Here is a 17,938-nt window from a genome sequence, read left to right as displayed (position 1 = left end):
TAAACCGGCTAGAAGCTCCCAGTTCCGCAAGGAAAACGGTATAACAACAACGGGTTATGAAGATATGAGCGACACCATCTCCGTGGTGCCGAATGCGGCTAAGGACCTTGTCCGCACTCCCAATGAGGACGCGCTCCCCCGTCGATTTGCCGACTTCGACACCTTTTGTGATGCATTGGATTATGCCGCGCAAGGTTCGCGCGGCTTCAATTTCCACGATCCGCGCGGCACGCTGACGCGCGTCTATCCCTTCAGCGAACTGCGCGAAGATGCACGGGCAGTGGCCTATGCGCTGGTGGCGCGCGGCGTGAAGCCGGGTGACCGCATTGCCCTGATTGCCGAGACCGGCACCGATTTCGCGGCCCTGTTCTGCGCCACCGTCTATGCCGGTGCGTGGCCGGTGCCGCTGCCCCTGCCCACCAGCTTCGGCGGCAAGGACAACTACATCGAGCAACTTGCCGTCCAGCTTTCCAGTTCGGACCCGGCCATGCTGATCGGTCCGGACGAAATCGCGCACCTGACCTCTGCCGCGGCAGAGCGGCAGGGCTGCGGCCATGCAACGTGGTCCGAATTCGCGGCGAAGGACGCGCCCGAAGTCGAACTGCCAAGGGCACTGCCTGACGATATCTGCTACCTGCAGTACTCCAGCGGCTCGACCCGTTTCCCGCACGGCGTTGCCGTCACCCACCGTTCGCTGATGTCGAACCTCGCCGCGCACAGTCACGGCATGCAGCTTACCGAGACCGACCGCTGCATTTCCTGGCTGCCCTGGTACCATGACATGGGCCTCGTCGGCTGCTTCCTCTCGCTGATCGCGAATCAGGTCTCGGGCGATTACCTCAAGACCGAGGACTTCGCCCGCCGCCCGCTGGCATGGCTGGACCTCATCACCCGCAACCGGGGCACCTCGATCTCGTACTCGCCGACGTTCGGCTACGACATCTGCGCGCGCCGCATTTCCAGCCAGAGCCCGGTGTCGGACCGCTTCGACCTGTCGCGCTGGCGCCTTGCCGGCAACGGCGCGGACATGATCCGTCCCGACGTCATGCAGAACTTCGTCAACGCCTTCGCCGATGCAGGCTTCAAGGCTTCCGCGTTCCTGCCCAGCTATGGCCTTGCCGAGGCGACGCTGGCCGTCACCATCATGCCCCCGGGCGAAGGCATCCGCGTCGAGCTGGTCGAGGAAGAACGCCTTTCGGGCTCCCCGCGCGACCTCAGCCGCCCGGCCCGCTACCGCGCCATCGTCAATTGCGGCAAGCCCGTGCTCGACATGGAAGTCGTGATCCGCGGCGAAAACGGCCAGACCCTGGGCGATCACAAGATCGGCAAGGTCTGGTGCCGCGGTACCAGCGTGATGCATTCCTACTTCCGCGATCCGGAAGCGACCGAGGCCTGCCTCGTCGACGGATGGCTGGACACCGGCGACATGGGCTACATGACCGAGGGCTACCTCTTCATCGTCGGCCGCGCCAAGGACATGATCATCATCAACGGCAAGAACCACTGGCCGCAGGACATCGAGTGGGCCGTCGAACAGTTGCCCGGCTTCAACCACGGCGACATCGCCGCCTTCTCTGTCGAGATGGAGAACGGCGAGGAAGCCCCGGCCGTGCTGGTCCACTGCCGCGTGTCCGATCCGGTCAAGCGGCTTGAGCTGCACGAGATGATCCGCGACAAGGTTCGCTCTATCACCGGCATGAACTGCGTGGTGGAACTGGTTCCGCCCAAGAGCCTGCCGCGTACCAGCTCGGGCAAGCTCAGCCGTGCCAAGGCCAAGAAGCTTTACCTGTCGGGCGAGATCGAGCCGTTCAGGCTTGCGGCCTGATCCGCCGCGCCGACAGGCCATCCAGGATCCAGCAGCCCGGCGCCGCGTCAAGCCGCTCCGGGCTGTTTCCGTTTCAGGGCCATTACGCCTGTTCCGGAGGGCTCAACCAACAATCTGATAATCCACGGTCAGCCCGGGGACGGCAAGCAGTCACCTTGCCCGTAGCTGTCCGTCGAGCCGCTCCGCCAGCCTGAGCGCCAGCGCCACCAGGGTGAAGGTCGGATTGGCCCAGCCCGCCGTTGCGAAGACCGAGCTGCCCGCAAGGTGCAGGTTCGCCACGCCGTGAACCTTGCAGTGGGCATCGACGACGCCGCTCGCCGGATCGTCGCTCATGCGCGTGCCGCCCATGTGATGATAGCCGGCGATGGGGTGGTTGCCGACGGTGGGATCGACCGGCCAGTCATTGCCTGCCTCGCTGATCCACTCGCTCGGCGTCACCGAGCCCCGGCCCATGCGCTCAAGCTCCTCACCGAAGACACGGGCGAACACGCGCGCCGTGTGCTTGTCGAGCGGATCGAGCTGCCAGTTGAGGTCGGCCTGCCGTTCCCCCAGGGCATTGCGGGTCTGCGACAGGACGATGCGGCTGTCCGGATTGGGCGCCTGCTCGCCGCGAACGATCATGTAGAGACCGGTCATGCCGGTATTGGCCATGGCCGCCTCCACCCGTTCGCGCACGACGCGGTGGAACCATGCCCGCAGCCCCCTGTAGATATGATCGAGCTTGCGCCCGGTTCGGTCCGGCTTGAGCGAGTGCTTGATCGTGCCGTAGAGCTTGTTGCCCAGCGCCACGCCCTTTTCCGGCGGGCGCTGCAACTTGAAGGTGACGATCGAGTTCATCGCACCTTCGGCTTCCTGCAGGCCGTCGGCCAGACGCAGTACCGGGGCCAGCGGCGGTCCGGACTTCATGAAGCGCTTCTGGTAGGCGGCCCAGAGATCGAAGGGCCTGTCGGTCTCGACCTTCCCGATGCGCCCCGTCGGATGCTCCATGAAGAAGCGGCCGAGCTGGTCGCGGCCATTGCCGATGCCGCCGGCGCAGACGTCGTCCGAGGCCAGCATGAGCCGCACGTTCTCGATCGCACCGCAGGCCAGCACATAGTGCTTCGCCTTGAGCCTGGCCGACTGCCCGCCCAATGTGCGCACTTCGACATGCTCGATCTCGGCCCCGTTCGCGCTGGCCTGCAGGTTCACGACATTGGCGTGGAGCAGGATCGTCAGGTTCGGCGCGTCGATCAGGTCCCTTGCGCGGCCCTGTGCAAAGCGTTCGGTCGCCTCGTCGAAGCGCCACAGGTCAGTCGCCAGCTTCTCGGGGCTGAAACCCTGATCGGGAATGCCGCAGAGCCGGTACGCGTCGTCCCATTCGAACGGTCCGATCTCGAAGATGTCCTGCGCCTGGCGGTAATACGGCATGACGTCATCGCGGCTGATCGGCCAGCCCGAGTGCGGAACCCACGCACGCTTGGCAAAGTCGATTTCGTCGAGCAACGCGCATCGGCCGCCCCAGATCGATACCGTCCCGCCGAAGAAACGCAGGCGCGATTCTTCCAGGTCGTAGTACTCGTGGCCGATGTTCTCGCCCTTGTAGAGGGCCTGCGTCTTCTCCTCGAAGTCCATGCCGCCGCTTTCGGCCAGGCACACCTGATGACCCGCCCGCATCAGTTCGCGCGCGATGGTCACGCCGGCGGCGCCGGCGCCGATCACGCAGACGTCGAACTGGCGGTCGGCAGCTTCGGGGTTCTTGGCAAGGTCAACGAGCATCGAAAGTCTGGTCCCACCAGCAGGAGAACATGGCGATCGCGTAGAGGATGCGACCGTGATTGGCGAGGCCCGCGGCATGCTCGGCAAACAGCTTCTCGACCGCGTCCTGCCGCAAGTAGCCGCTGCGCGAGGCCCCGCTCGAGATCCAGGCCTCCTGCGCGAACCTGGCGAAGCCGCCGCTGAACCACTCGGCGAAGGGCAGTTGGAAACCCAGCTTGCGTTCATCGAGCGCACCCGGGAACAGCCAGGGTTCCGCTGCTTTTCTAAGGGCATACTTGCCGACCTTACCGCGCAGCTTCATGTGGCGCGGCATCGTCAGCGCCCAGTCGACCAGCTTGTGGCTGAGGAACGGCACGCGCGCCTCGAGCGAATGGGCCATCGATCCGCGATCCGTGCGGTTGAGCAGCGAGGACGGCATGTGGACGGTCAGGTCCGCCAGCATGAACTGCGCCAGAGGATCGAGATCGCGCGCGCCGGGCCAGCCGAAATACTCTCGATCAAGGTCGGCAAAGGGATGATCGCTTTCCTGCCGCGCGTGAAATCCCTCTTCGTAAAGGTCCTCGCGCACCCACGGGGTAGAAATCTGCGTGCCCTGGAAGAAGCGCTGGTAGTTGCTTTCCAGCATGGCTGACTGCCGGAACCGGCGCGCGTTCTGCCGCAGGTAGTTGAGCCGCTTGCCTCCCATGCCAGGCACATGGTCCACCGCCGCCAGGACCGGCTCGAGCATGCGCAGGAAAGGTGCCGTGCGCGCGGCGGCAAGGGCAGTGCGCTGACGCTTGTAACCAGCGAAGATCTCATCCGATCCTTCCCCGCACAGCACGACCTTCACATGTTCGGCCGCCAGTTTCGAAAGGTGCCAGACCGGAACCGCCGCCGTCGCCGCGCAGGGTTCGTCATGGCTGCGCTGCACTTCCGGCAGCATGACGCCGGCATCCTGCGGTTCGAGCGGCAAGGTGATGTGCTCGCAGCCCAGGTGCCTGGCGATGCGTCCTGCCGCCTCGGTCTCGTCGATCGAGGTGCCGGGAAAGCCCATGGTGAAGGCCTTGACCGGCGCCGTCGCATGGCGGGCCATCGCCGCGACGATTGCGCTGGAATCGACCCCTCCGGACAGAAATGCCCCGACCGTGACGTCGGCTAGCATGTGCCGCTTCGTGGTCTCGGAAACCCAGCGCTGCGTTTCCTCGATCCACTCCGCGTCGGAAAGCCCCGCGCGCTCGCTGAACTGCGGGCGCCAGAACTGGCGAAGCTCGGGATCGCCCTCCGGAGCGATGTGCAGGACATGGCCGGGCGGCAGCGTCTTGACCTCGCGCCAGATCGAGCGCGGCTTCTGGACGTGCCCGAACATGAAGAAGTCATGGACGCCGCGCTCATCGATCGAGAAATCGAGCGAGCCGCCGTCAGGGGAGGTCATCGCCCGCAGCGTGCGGATCTCCGAACCAAAGGCAATGCCCCCCTGTTGCAGGGTGTAGTAGACCGGCTTGATACCCAGAGGATCGCGGGCAAGGACGAGGCGGCGTTCCCTGGCGTCCCAGATGGCCAGACCGTACATGCCTTCCAGCATCGGCCAGACATCGTCGCCCCAACGCACATAGGCGGCCAGCACCGTCTCGGTGTCGCTATGCGTCGAGAAGGTCCAGCCCCAGGCCTCCAGCTCGTCGCGCAACTCCGGGAAGTTGTAGACCTCGCCGTTGAAGACGATGGCCCAGCGCCCGTCTGACGAATAGATCGGCTGATGCCCGCCTTCGAGATCGACGATGGAAAGGCGGCGGTGTCCGAGGCCGATGTCGCCATCGAGGTGGATGCCCCAGTCGTCAGGGCCGCGATGGACGATCGTATTGCAGGCCCGCACGATCGCATCGCGCGGCACCGGCCTGCCGCCGCGCCTGTACCAGCCGGTAATACCGCACATTTTCGCCCTGCCTATGCCGCCAAGCCTGTGACAGCCGCGTTACAGCGGGTGGCCCCTCAGGGAAAGGCCCCCGCGCATCGCAGGCTTTCGGATCGTGGAAAAGGCCCTGCCCCCGCTGACCGGAAATGCAGGCTCAGATCTCGCGGTCGAGTTCCAGGTAATCGCGCGGGATGCGCAGCGCCTCGGCTGCAACCTGCGTCTCACGCAGGAACAGGATCAGCGCGTAGAGCAGAAGCACCACCGAGACCAGAAAGGTTGCTGCGGCAAGGACATGCAGGTCGAAGCTCGCAAGTCCTTCGAGAAACAGGACGGCGACCGTCGAACCGATGGCAAGGCCCGAGAGCACCATGATGCGGATGGCCTGGGTGATGATCGTGATGCGCTTGTCGATGATGCGGATTTCCCGGACCACCAAGTCGTGCTCGGTGCCCTCGGTGTTCTCGTGCATCGTCTGCAGGATGCGCGCCCGGTCGACGACCCGGCCGAGCCGGGTCGAGAGGATGTTGAGGATATTGCCGATGGCAACGAGGACGAAGACCGGCGTCAATGCCAACTGGATGGTTTGGACGATCATGCCCGTACTTATTGCATCGAGACGTCAGTCTGCACAGCCGCGTGCAAGAAGACAGACGCTATCCTGTGCAAATCCGATAGCATCGAAAGTGGGCGCAAGCGCGCATTCGCCCGGCGATACGGGCTGGCCCGAAACCGTGACCGTGCCTTCACGCGGGATGACCAGCAAGGCGCCGGGATAGCGATCCGCCATGGCGTCATCGGGCCGGCCTGCGACCTGATCGAGCAGGAACAGCGGCCCGTCGACAAGCACCTGCGACCTGTCGGGAGCGACCTTGCGGCTCCACTTCATCGCATAGGGTTCGCCGCGCGCAACGGCCATGCCCTCTTCCAGGTGAAGTTCGCGCGGCCGGCCGTAATCGAACAGGCGATAGGTAATGTCGCTGTTCTGCTGCACCTCGATCAAGCTGACCCCCGCGCCGATGGCGTGAACCGTATTCGCGGGAATGTAGAAGAAATCGCCCGGCGCAACCTCATGCCAGACCATCAGGTCCTCGATAGAGCCGTCCAGCGCGGCCGTGCGCAGTTCGTCCTCGCTCAGGTCTTCATGAAAGCCGATGCCAAGGGTCGCACCCGGCTCCGTGGCCAGGATCAGCCAGCACTCTTCCTTGCCCTGCCGACCGATCCCTTTCGCGAGAGTCTGCGCATCGTTCGGGTGGACCTGCACGGAGAGCTTCTCACTGGTGAAGATGTACTTGACCAGAAGTGCGGGCAATTCGGCGGGCGGCTCGAACCAGATTTCGCCGATGCGCTGGCCGTCCGGCGCAATGAACGGTGCGGGAAGTTCGTCCCGACCCCAGGGCTTTTCCACCTGACGGATCGGCAAAGTCCCGCTCATGCCTGCGCTCCACGGTTCGGGGTAGCAAAGCTGCCTCCGCACACGCGCAAACCGCCTTCGAGGATCGAGATAACTCCTACGGACATGAAATTGAACCTAGGCCATTTTTGTGGAAAAGAACGTGGAAATTCAGGAGGCACGCCCGAATTCCCGCGGGGTTACACCAGAGTCGCGATAAAACCAACGCTGCCTCCAGCCATAGACGGACTCGACCGGACGCCCGGAGGCATCCTGTGCCGGGCGAAAGCGAAAGCGCTCGGCCGCTAGGCGGCAGGTAATCTGGCCTGCGCTCGGGTCCGGGCTCTGCTTGACCACACGGCAGCCCTTCACCCGGCCGTCGGTGCCGACCGTCAGGGCAACGATGACTTCGCTGCCGATGCGCAGATCGCGGCTGCCGCGCGGGTAATCTTTGGCTGAGTTGATATCGCCCCTGATCTTGACCGGCGGGGTGACGGCGCCGCCCCCCTGACCCGACCCGCCGTTACCCGAGCCGGTCCCGTGCCCTTCGCCCGACGCGCCCGTGCCCTCGCCTTCGTCGCGGGCGCCCGAGGCGTTTTCGTCGCCTTTGCCCGCCACGGGCGGCGCCTGTGTCGGCTTGATCGCAATGGGGGCCTTGGGGGCCGCCGTTTCGCGCGGCCTGGCTTTCTTGCCCGGCGGCGCAGCAGCGCCTTCCTCTTCGGGCGGAACAGGTTCGGGAGGCGGCGTCTCGGTCGGCTCAGGCGCCGGCGCCGGCTTGACCGTCACCGTGAATGCTTGGGTCACGCCGTCCAGGACGCTGGCCGCGAACTGCGGCGTGAAGGCGCGAACGAGCGCGGCAATCACCACGAGGTGCAGGAGGGCGACGATGGCGACAACGCCCAGCCGCGTCTTGCGCTCCGGCTTGAGATCGGCCTTGCTCATCCTCGCCCTTGTAGCCTCAGCTTTCGGCGAAGGAATAGGGCTGCGCCGCGCGGCGGTAATCGTCGGCCAGGATGTCCCTGCCAATGGGCGGAACCGCCCGCGCCACGCATTCGGCGCGGTGGCACAGGCGGCAGGTCACGCCGATGGGCGTGCCGGGCGCCTCATTCGGTTCGACGCCGGCAGCATAGACGAGCCGTCCAGCCTCTTCCGCAGCGCACGCCAGCGCAACCGCGCGCATGACCTGCGGACGGCCGTAGCGCCCCCTTCCCGATGTGACCGTGCGCGCGATCGAGAAGAAGCGCTGGCCGTCGGGTAGCTCCAGCCACTGGGTCTGGATCTCGCCCGGACGCCGGAAAACCTGGTGCACGTTCCACAAGGGGCACCCGCCCCCGTGCGCTGCGAAGGGAAAGCCCGCTCCATCGAGCCGCTTGGAGACATTGCCCGCTTCATCGACGCGAATGAAGAAGAACGGCACCCGTTCCTCTCCGGGCCGGTGCATGGTGGTGAGGCGGTGCGCCACCTGCTCGAAGCTGGCGCCAAACAGGCCGCCGAGCGCCGCAATGTCGTACTTGCGTGCTTCCACCGCCCGCGCGAACTTGCGGTAGGGCATGACCATCGCCGCCGCGCCATATCCCGCCAGCGCCCGGCGCACGAGCGTCGCGGTCGTGTTGCTGGCGAATTCCTGCTCTCGCACGAGCTGCATGATCGTGCTGCGCATGGCCGTATGTGCGATGTGGGTGGCCAGCTGGAAGGTCCGGCTCGCCGCGTCGAGCGAATCGTCGATCAGCAATTGCTGGTTGTGGCGGTCGAAGCGGCGCATCGCATCCATCAGCACGTCGGATGGCATGAAACGCACGCGTACACCCTTGGTGCCGAGCCACTTTTCCATCCCGCCTGCCTTGTCGATCTCCGCGGCAAGCTCTTCGGCCTGGGTGTCGAGCCCATGATAGTAGTTGCGCGAATGGGCGAAGAAGCGCTGCGCCTCGCGCACCGGATCGCTGTCCTGCCGGCCCGGCCCTGCATCGCGCTGTTCGGCCAGGGCCTGCTGCTCGCGCGTGTAGGCGCTGTGAAGCCGCAGAAGGGCTTCGGCCACGCCCGGAAAGCTCATCGCCAGGTCCGACACCTCGAGCGACGGCAAGTCTATGTCGTCGAACACCGGATCGCGCAGCACATCGCCCAGCCGCCGGGCATAGTCGGCACCGTCCTCGCTTGCGAGATCGCCGATCTCCAGCCGATATGTACGAGCCAGGCGCAGCAGCATGTCCGCCGTGACCGGTCGCTGGTTGCGCTCGAGCAGCGCGACATAGCTGGGCGAGATCTCCAGATCGTCGGCCATCGCCTGCTGTGTCAAACCCAGCTCGCGGCGCAGGCGGCGCAGCCTTGGCCCAAGGTATAAGGGACGGTTTTCAGCCATATCCGAAAGTATTGTCAGACCTGCACAACTTTACAATGAAAATCTGTAAAGTTTGACAACGACACTTCGCGGGCCATTTCCCGCGGCGCAATTCCTGCCTAGCTCAGACCCATCGAACGGCAACACCAGTGCTTACGGGAAAAGCGAATCATGACCTACCAGCAGAAGATCATCGAGGCGGGCCGCACCATCGGCACCGAACCCAACTGGACCGGGATCGAGCCCGAATCGGTTGCGCGCATGCGCCTGCAGAACCGCTTCAACACCGGCCTCGACATCGCCCGCTACACCGCGCGCATCATGCGCGAGGACATGGCCGCCTATGACGCAGATCCCGCGAACTACACCCAGTCGCTGGGCTGCTGGCACGGTTTCATCGGTCAGCAGAAGATGATTTCCATCAAGAAGCACTTCGGCTCGACCAAGCGCCGCTACCTCTATCTCTCGGGCTGGATGGTTGCCGCCCTGCGCAGCGAGTTCGGCCCGCTGCCCGACCAGTCGATGCACGAGAAGACTTCCGTCCCGGCCCTCATCGAGGAACTCTACACCTTCCTCAAGCAGGCCGACGCACGCGAACTGGGCATGATGTTCCGCGAACTCGACAAGGCCCGCGACGCCGGCGACGAAATGGAAGCCAGGCGCCTTGAGGCCGCGATCGACAACTACGAAACGCACGTCGTTCCGATCATCGCCGACATCGATGCCGGCTTCGGCAATGCTGAGGCCACGTACCTCCTCGCCAAGAAGTTCATCGAGGCGGGCGCCTGCTGCATCCAGATCGAAAACCAGGTCTCGGACGAAAAGCAGTGCGGCCACCAGGACGGTAAGGTCACGGTTCCGCACGAGGACTTCATCGCGAAGATCCGCGCGGTTCGCTACGCCTTCATGGAACTGGGCGTTGACGACGGCGTCATCGTTGCCCGCACCGACTCGCTCGGCGCCGGACTGACCAAGCAGATCGCCTTCGTTCGTGAAGCCGGCGATATCGGCGACCAGTACAACGCGTTCCTCGATTGCGAGGAAGTCGATGCCGCAAAGCTCGGCCACGGCGATGTCCTGATCAGCCGCGACGGCAAGCTGATGCGCCCCAAGCGCCTGGCGAGCAACCTCTATCAGTTCCGTCCCGGAACCGGCGAGGACCGCTGCGTGCTCGACTGCATCCAGTCGCTGCAGAACGGTGCCGACCTGCTCTGGATCGAGACCGAGAAGCCCCACATCGGCCAGATCGGCGGCATGGTCTCGCGCATCCGCGAAGTCATTCCGAATGCCAAGCTGGTCTACAACAATTCGCCGAGCTTCAACTGGACGCTGAACTTCCGCCAGCAGGTCTTCGACGCCTGGAGCGCGGCAGGACGCGACGTCTCGGCCTATGACCGGGCGAAGCTGATGAGCGTCGACTACGACGGCACCGATCTGGCGGCAGAGGCCGACGAGCGCATCCGCACCTTCCAGAAGGACGCGGCGCGCGAGGCGGGCATCTTCCACCACCTGATCACCCTGCCGACGTACCACACCGCGGCCCTGTCGACCGACAACCTGGCCAAGGAATACTTCGGCGAGGCGGGCATGCTCGGTTACGTCAAGGGCGTGCAGCGCCAGGAAATCCGCCAGGGCATCGCCTGCGTCAAGCACCAGAACATGGCCGGCTCGGACATCGGCGACGACCACAAGGAATACTTCGCCGGTGAGGCGGCCCTCAAGGCCGGCGGCGAGCACAACACGATGAATCAGTTCGCCGCCTGAGGCGAACGCCCCGATCTCCCTTGTGGCCGGAGAAGCCTCCTCTCCGGTCACAAGGGACCCAGGTTCGCTGCACAGGGCAGTGAAGCAACGAGTTCGCGGGCCCATCCGCACCCACGAGCGACATGAAAGGAGTACAGTGATGACTACTACCACCACTTGCGAACCGGCTCGCTCGCGCGCCGTGCTTTCGACCCAGGACTTCCAGCTGCTTCAGGAAGCGGTCCTGTTCTACCTTCGGGCGCATGAGGACGATCCGATCTCCTCGAAGTACTCGAACCTCTATCACCGTCTGAGCAGCGCAGCCCGCCGCTGAGACGCAGCAAAGGTGCGGCGCGCGCAAGTGCCGGCCGAATCACCGTTTTGTTTTCCTGGGGAGGAAAGCTTGGCCCGTCGCCTCTTGCGCGACGGGCCATTTCTTTTGTCTTGAGGGACTTGCGCACAAATGACGTGGCAATTCCTCAAGTCCGGCACAATTGCGCTGCAAGACTGCGGACCGGGCCGACGAAATCCTGCCTTCCTCTTGTTATGATGAGAAAATTAACCTCTGCCAGATAGCATTCCCGGCACTGGGGTCGTGCAAGGGACTGTGGGGGTTTACCAAGTGCAAAGCGGCGCGCCTGCCAATGAGCAGGCACAGTCTTCGCTGGAGCATGCGCTGCAGGCGGCTTCGCTTGCGGAACGACGGCTGCGTGAAGCGATCGAGGTCTTGCCGGAGGGGATCGTCTTCCTCGACGCGGAAGGCCGTTACGTCCTGTGGAATCGCCAGTACGCCGAGATCTATTCGCGCTCTGCGGATCTGCTCGAGCCTGGCGTGAAGCTGGAGGACACCTTGCGCATCGGCGTCGAGCGCGGGGACTATCCCGAGGCTGCCGGGCGCGAGGAGGAATGGCTCGCACATCGCCTTTCGCTGATGCACAAGCCCGGCATTCGTCACGAACAGCGTCTCTCCAACGGCCGCTGCATCATGATCGAGGAGCGCAAGACCGGCGATGGCGGAACCATCGGCATCCGCGTCGACATCACCGATCTCAAGCAGAAGGAAGAAACCTTCCGCCTGCTTTTCGAACGCAACCCCATCGCCACCCTGGTTTGCGACGTGAACCGGGGCGAGATCCGCTCGGCGAACGAAGCCGCCTGCGCCTTCTTCGGCTATGAAACCAGCGAAATGGCAGGAATGCCGATAGCCGCCCTGTTTCCGCCCGCCACGCGCTCCGAGGCCGAGGCCATGTTGGCCGCCGAATGCCCGGACACCAACGAGTGCTGGCAGATGGTCCGCCGCGACGGCGACGCCGTGGAAGCGGTCATTTCGACCCGCCTTTCGCAGATGGAAGGCTATGCAGCCACGATCGTCTCGATCTTCGACGTCACCGAACGACGCCGCATCGAACAGCGCATGGCGCACATGGCCCGTCACGACGAGTTGACCGGACTTGCCAACCGCGCCCACTGCCGTGAGCACTTGCGCGACGCCCTCCACCGCGCGCGCCGCGGCGAAACGGTAACGATCGCGCTCGTCGACCTCGATCACTTCAAGGCCGTAAACGATACCTATGGCCACCAGTTTGGTGACCTGCTGCTGACCGAGGCGGCCATGCGCATGCGCGAACTGATCCCTCCCGATGCACTGCTGTGCCGAATCGGAGGGGACGAATTCGCGGTAATCTTCCGCCGCTCCAGCCAGACGCAGACAGAACTGGTCGGCCGCGCGATCATCACCGCCCTGTCCGAACCCTTCTACGTGAAGGGCAACATGATCCACATCGGCGCCACTGTCGGCTTCGCGAGTTCGCCAAACGACAGCAGCGATCCTGAAACGCTACTGCGCTTTGCCGACCTGGCGCTCTACGCGGCCAAGGGAGACAGACGCGGGAGCTGCCGCAGCTTCGAAGCGCGGATGGACCATGCCGCGCAGGAAAAGAACAAGCTGGAGAAGGACTTCCGCAAAGCCGTGCGCAACGGCGAACTGGAGGTCTTCTACCAGCCGCTGGTCAATCTCGAAAGCGGTGCGATCGAATGCTACGAAGCGCTGGCCCGCTGGAACCACGCCGAGCGCGGCTGCGTTTCTCCGGAGATCTTCGTTCCGCTGGCCGAGGAAATGGGCCTGATCGATCAGGTTGGGCGCTTCGTGCTGCAGACCGCCTGTACCGAGGCGATGCGCTGGCCCCATGACGTCAAGCTCTCGGTCAACGTCTCGCCACTGCAGTTCCGCAACGGCAACCTGCTCAGCACGGTCATCAACGCCCTGTCGGCTTCCGGCCTGCCCGCCGAACGGCTAGAACTGGAGATTACCGAGGCCGTGCTGATGGAAAAAGGCCCGCGCCCGGCCGCCATCATCCGCAACTTGCGCGCCTTCGGCATCGGCATTTCGCTGGACGATTTCGGGACCGGCTATTCGTCGCTCAGCTACCTGCTCAATTATCCGTTCACCAAGATCAAGATCGACAAGTCCTTCGTGCTCAGCCTGCACGAAGAAACCAATTCGCGGGCAGTCATCCGCGCCGTGATCGGTCTTGGCCGCAGCCTCGGGCTGACGGTTGCCGCTGAAGGCATCGAGCGGGAAATCGAACGCGACTACTTGCGCAGCGAAGGCTGCGTGCAGGGACAGGGATTTCTCTTCGGCCGCGCCGAACCGGCCTACGCGCTCGCGGTCACCCAACAACGCGACGCGGCCTGATTGCTTCCCTGCACCGGGCCGACGCAGGGGCATGCGCCCTTGATTGCCTTGCCGATTTGACGGAACGCATGGAACCCGAAGGGTAGCCGCGCGAGTTTGTCTGTCAGGCAAGGCAAGGAGGCCGCGAGATGAAAAGCATCGCCACGCTGACGATGAATCCCACCATCGACGTATCCTATGACGTCGGCCAGATGCGCCATACGCACAAGATGCGCACCGACAACGAACGGTACGCCCCGGGCGGCGGCGGCATCAACGTGGCCCGGGTCTTCGTCAGGCTCGGCGGGAACGCGCGCTGCTATTACCTGTCCGGCGGTGCCACCGGGCCGGCGCTCGACGGCCTGATCGACCGGCATCAGCTGGTGCGCACCCGGATTCCGATTGCCGGGCCGACGCGCATCGCCTCGGCCGTGTTCGAGCACGAAACGGGAAAGGAATACCGCTTCGTGCCCAAGGGCCCGCAGATCGCCGAGAGCGAATGGCGCACCTGCCTCGAACAGGTGGGCGAAGCGCAGTGCGATTACATGGTCTTGAGCGGATCGCTCCCACCGGGCGTGCCGGACGATTTCTATGCCAGGATCTCGGAGTTGCTGCGCCCGCGTGGAATAAAGATCGTCCTCGACAGCTCGGGCAGAGCGCTCGCTGCAGGGATCGAGGCAGGCGGCCTCGCCTTGCTCAAGCCCAGCCTTGGGGAATTGCAATCCTACATCGGGCGCACGCTTGAGGGCGCAGACGCCATCGGCGAAGCGGCCATGGGCATCGTCGAGGCCCGCAAGGCCCATCTCGTCGCAGTGACGATGGGGCATGAAGGCGCGATCCTTGCGCGCAAGGAAGGACCCGTTTCCCTACCGGCCATTACCATCGAGGCGGCCAGCGCCGTCGGTGCCGGAGACAGCTTCGTCGCGGGCATGATCTTCGCCCTGGCGAGCGGACAGAGCGAAACCGAAGCATTCCGCCTTGGTCTCGCCTCGGGTTCGGCTGCCGTGCTGCGGGCCGGTGCGGATCTTGCCCATCCCAGAGAAATCGAAAGCCTGCTTCAAAGGGTCGCTGCCATCTGAATACTGTCGCGGATCGCACCGGGCCACGTGCGATGCCCGATGTGCGATCCGAAAGGCTCGCCGCGTCAGGTCCGGCCCGATCCGCGAAAAAGCGACATGCGCTTGCCTAAATCGTGCCGCATTGCCCGCACAGTTGCATTCCGAGCCGATAAAGGGTGCGTCCGGACCTGGCCTGCATAATCAGCGTACTGCGCCAATCCTGCACTTGCAGTTGGCGAGCCGTCCGCATTGCGCCTGCCTTGCAAGACTGCATGCTGAGTTCCGGCCCGATCCTCTCCGCCATTTACTTCTCCGCCGCCGATTCGTTCGCTGGTCCCTACCGCCGGGAGATTTCCACCTGGGCGGCGCAAGGGAAAGCGAATGGTCATCCGATCCCGAGCAAACTGATTAACGCCAGAGGACCTTGAGCCAAGTTGCAAGGACCGGGTCGAACGATATCGGAAGGAAATGAAAGGAACGGTGTGCCGTTTCGTCATAAAGCAGAGCGGGGACTGCGGCGAAGATGCAGCGCAGCAATTTGTGTAATTCAACCTTTGCGCGGCATATAAATTTCTGCAATATGAACGCGAAAGGTCCTCACCGACCTTACCGGCGTTGGGAGAGAGCGCGCCGGGGAGAGTTTATTCACTCTCCGGCGCGCCAATTTCTCGCAGTTGCAGTAAAACGCCAATTATCAAAAAGCACAAGAGAATCATGCGCCTTCGGGCGCATTTTTCTTGTCCTGTCGCCACAACACGAATCGCCTATTGTGCAACTGCAGCATAAGATGCCTGAAATCCCCTGCATTTGCGAACATTGTTTCGAGACTTATGACACCGTTGTCTGATTCGGCACGCAGGGGGTGCTAGACTCAGCTCACGATTACGCCAGCATGGGCAGAAGGACTTGGAAGGGCTAGCGTGACGACGAAAATTGCAGCGCCCTCCGTCGCACCTGAAGCAGACACAACGCGTCTGCTCTGGACCATCGCCCTGCCGGCGATGCTGACCAACATCGCAACAGCGCTCTTCGGACTGGCCGACATGTGGGCGATCGGGCGTCTTGGCGACGCTCCGGCGCAGGGAGCGGTAGAGCTCGGCGCGAAGTACATGATGGCGCTGCTCAACGTCTTCAATTTCCTGCGCACCAGCACTGTCGCGCTGACGGCGCAGAGCGCGGGCCGGCGCGACAGCGGCGAACAGGCAGAGACGCTCGTGCGCGCACTCGCCGTTTCACTTGGCATCGGTGCCGTACTTCTGGCAACCATGCACGTGGCGATCCCGCTGGGCCTGGATCTTCTCGAGGCTTCAGGACAGGTGCGCGAAGGCGCCAGCGACTATATCGAAATCCGCTATTGGGCCGGTCCGATCTGGCTGGCCAATTGCGTGTTGGTGGGCTGGCTGATCGGGCAACGCCTTGTCCGGCATGTCCTCGTCGTCGAGATAACCGCCAACGCTGTCCACATCGCGCTCGATCTGCTGCTCGTACTCGTCGCAGAGTGGGGCGTGACCGGTGTCGCGACGGCCACGCTGAGTTCGGAAGCACTCAAGTTCGTGCTTCTGCTGGCCATCGTCCTGCGTCAGCCCGCCTCGCGCGAAGCCTGGGGCGCCTTCGCACGCCGGATAACATGGCGGCGGGAAGCGCTGCTTCGCCTCTTCGCGCTCAACCGCGACCTGTTCGTTCGCACCCTGCTGCTCAACGCGGCAATCCTCATCTTCGCGCGCAGCGGCGCCCAGCAAGGGGCTGTCACGCTGGCCGGCAACGGCATCCTATTTCAACTCTTCATGCTCTCCGCCCTGTTGCTCGACGGATTCGAGAATGCAGCGCAGGTCCTCTGCGGCGAGGCCCTTGGGGCACGCGATCGCAGCCGTTTCTCCGCCACCGTTCGCAAGGCCCTGATCTGGGGCGGAGTGACCGGATTGTTTCTGAGCCTGGCTTACATGCTGGGCGGTCCATGGCTGGCAGCCCGCTTCAACACCGACAGCGCAGTAATCGCCGAAACCGGAACCTATGTCTTCTGGGTAGCGCTGCTGCCGCTACTGGGCGTCGCCTCGTTCGTCCTTGACGGTGTGTTCGTCGGCGCAGGATGGACGCGTGCGATGCTGGGAACGATGGCCGTGGCCATGGCGGTCTACGGCGTCCTGATCTGGCTGCTCCACCCATTGGGCAACCATGGCCTGTGGCTGGCCTTCACGCTGTTCTTCGTCGTTCGCGCGATCGGCCAAATTATCGTCCTGCCGCGCCTGACGCGCCGCAGTTTCAGCTGCGACGGTAAATAACGCAAAGGTTGTTGGCCGGCATTTCCACGAAACGCTCAAAGGCTAGGCCCTCGCCACGGGCGACCCCACTGACGTCCTCGAGTTGGCGCAGTCCCCAGCGCGGATCGCGGGCCTTCAGGCTCAGGTCGAATTCTGCATTGCTGGGCTCGAGCGGATACCCTTTGCGGCGGAACGGTCCGTAGAGGATGAGCGGTGCACCGCAAGGCAGTGTGCGCCCTGCCCCCGCCAGCAGTCCGAGGGTCGAACCCCAGGGACTGATATGGATCATGTTAATGCACACGATCGCATCCACGCGCTCGACCGGCCATGTCTCGGCGGCGGCATCCAGTTCCAGCGGCGCGCGAAGGTTGAACGAGCCTTCCGCCTCGCGCCACGAGGCAATCGAGGCGCGTGCGTCGGCATCGGGATCGCTCGGCTGCCAGGTAATGTCGGGCAATGCCCGGGCGAAGTGCACGGCGTGCTCTCCCGTCCCGCTGGCGATCTCGAGCACAAGCCCCCTGCCCGGCAACGCTTCGCGCAGGATGGCGAGGATCGGATCGCGATTGCGGGCGGTAGCAGGCGCGTGGCGACGGTCGTCGGTCATGGCCATGGACTAGGGCCCGCGCCGATGCCCTGCAAGTCCCCACCCGGACGATTGCGCCGGCCGCCTGCGACCGGGCAAGCCTCAATCCCAGAGGCTCGCCTCGCCGGTATTGCCAGTGTCGGCCGCCGCATCACCTGCGCCGGTTTCATCCTCGAGGAAACCGCAGAAGCGGGAGCGCAGCGCATCGAGACTGATGCGCCGCATTTCCTGTTCGCTGAACCCTGCCGCCAGGATCGCGGCCAGCACGCGCTGCTTCTGGGCGATCAGGTCGATCGCCTGAAGTTCGCGCATGTGCCGGTCTGCGAAGCCTGCATCCCGGCAGAAGACTTCACCGAGCGCCTCCACTTCGCTGCCGAGTTCGTTGAGAACCTCGGCCATGGCCAAGAACTTGGGTTCGTGGTGCATCGT

Annotated in this window: 14 protein-coding genes; 6 read left to right on the top strand and 8 right to left on the bottom strand. The window is 64.2% G+C overall.

The window, feature by feature from the left end:
- Positions 1-64 precede the first annotated feature (64 nt).
- Positions 65-1,825: a fatty acyl-AMP ligase gene (locus PP1Y_RS15245; protein ID WP_013833031.1), complete on the top strand. Its 1,761-nt coding sequence runs from the start codon at positions 65-67 to the stop codon at positions 1,823-1,825.
- A 150-nt stretch (positions 1,826-1,975) separates the two neighbouring features.
- Here PP1Y_RS15245 and PP1Y_RS15240 read toward each other — a convergent pair whose 3' ends face one another.
- The 6 genes from PP1Y_RS15240 to PP1Y_RS15215 form a co-directional block, all read right to left on the bottom strand.
- The gene (locus PP1Y_RS15240; RefSeq protein WP_013833030.1) at positions 1,976-3,580 is read right to left on the bottom strand and encodes an FAD-dependent oxidoreductase; all 1,605 of its coding nucleotides are present in this window, start codon (positions 3,578-3,580) and stop codon (positions 1,976-1,978) included.
- Positions 3,570-5,489, bottom strand: coding sequence for an asparagine synthase (glutamine-hydrolyzing) (gene asnB / locus PP1Y_RS15235; protein WP_013833029.1), 1,920 nt, complete (start codon positions 5,487-5,489; stop codon positions 3,570-3,572). Before asnB ends, PP1Y_RS15240 begins: the two co-directional genes overlap by 11 nt.
- Before the next feature lie 133 nt (positions 5,490-5,622).
- Positions 5,623-6,063, bottom strand: a complete 441-nt coding sequence (locus tag PP1Y_RS15230; protein WP_013833028.1) for a DUF2721 domain-containing protein — start codon at positions 6,061-6,063, stop codon at positions 5,623-5,625.
- A 24-nt stretch (positions 6,064-6,087) separates the two neighbouring features.
- The gene (locus tag PP1Y_RS15225) at positions 6,088-6,900 is read right to left on the bottom strand and encodes a class I mannose-6-phosphate isomerase (protein ID WP_007011733.1); all 813 of its coding nucleotides are present in this window, start codon (positions 6,898-6,900) and stop codon (positions 6,088-6,090) included.
- 129 nt (positions 6,901-7,029) lie between these two features.
- A complete protein-coding gene (locus PP1Y_RS15220; RefSeq protein WP_013833027.1) occupies positions 7,030-7,800 on the bottom strand; it encodes a TonB family protein in 771 nt (256 codons plus the stop codon).
- A gap of 16 nt (positions 7,801-7,816) precedes the next feature.
- Positions 7,817-9,214, bottom strand: a complete 1,398-nt coding sequence (locus PP1Y_RS15215) for a short-chain fatty acyl-CoA regulator family protein (RefSeq protein WP_013833026.1) — start codon at positions 9,212-9,214, stop codon at positions 7,817-7,819.
- A gap of 150 nt (positions 9,215-9,364) precedes the next feature.
- Here PP1Y_RS15215 and PP1Y_RS15210 point away from each other — a divergent pair, with 150 nt between their 5' ends.
- From PP1Y_RS15210 to PP1Y_RS15195, 5 genes are all read left to right on the top strand, one after another.
- The gene (locus PP1Y_RS15210; protein ID WP_013833025.1) at positions 9,365-10,957 is read left to right on the top strand and encodes an isocitrate lyase; all 1,593 of its coding nucleotides are present in this window, start codon (positions 9,365-9,367) and stop codon (positions 10,955-10,957) included.
- A 139-nt stretch (positions 10,958-11,096) separates the two neighbouring features.
- On the top strand, positions 11,097-11,270 hold the full coding sequence (locus PP1Y_RS26125) for a hypothetical protein (RefSeq protein ID WP_173364728.1): 174 nt from the start codon (positions 11,097-11,099) through the stop codon (positions 11,268-11,270).
- Positions 11,271-11,558: 288 nt separating this feature from the next.
- Positions 11,559-13,631, top strand: coding sequence for a bifunctional diguanylate cyclase/phosphodiesterase (locus PP1Y_RS15205; RefSeq protein ID WP_041559347.1), 2,073 nt, complete (start codon positions 11,559-11,561; stop codon positions 13,629-13,631).
- Positions 13,632-13,759: 128 nt separating this feature from the next.
- Positions 13,760-14,689 (top strand): 1-phosphofructokinase family hexose kinase, encoded by a 930-nt coding sequence (locus PP1Y_RS15200; protein ID WP_013833023.1) that lies wholly within the window; start codon positions 13,760-13,762, stop codon positions 14,687-14,689.
- 899 nt (positions 14,690-15,588) lie between these two features.
- Positions 15,589-16,947 (top strand): MATE family efflux transporter, encoded by a 1,359-nt coding sequence (locus PP1Y_RS15195; protein WP_013833022.1) that lies wholly within the window; start codon positions 15,589-15,591, stop codon positions 16,945-16,947.
- On the opposite strand, the gene PP1Y_RS15190 is transcribed toward PP1Y_RS15195, so the two are convergent.
- Positions 16,928-17,530, bottom strand: coding sequence for a DUF938 domain-containing protein (locus PP1Y_RS15190; protein ID WP_041559346.1), 603 nt, complete (start codon positions 17,528-17,530; stop codon positions 16,928-16,930). The genes PP1Y_RS15195 and PP1Y_RS15190 overlap by 20 nt on opposite strands.
- Before the next feature lie 81 nt (positions 17,531-17,611).
- Positions 17,612-17,935, bottom strand: coding sequence for a hypothetical protein (locus tag PP1Y_RS15185; RefSeq protein ID WP_013833020.1), 324 nt, complete (start codon positions 17,933-17,935; stop codon positions 17,612-17,614).
- Between the last annotated feature and the right edge of the window lie 3 nt (positions 17,936-17,938).

Origin of the sequence: Novosphingobium sp. PP1Y (genome assembly GCF_000253255.1) — a bacterium.
Lineage (GTDB): Bacteria > Pseudomonadota > Alphaproteobacteria > Sphingomonadales > Sphingomonadaceae > Novosphingobium.
Note: the sequence above shows the minus strand (reverse complement) of the source record. Positions and strands in the feature narration are given on the sequence as shown.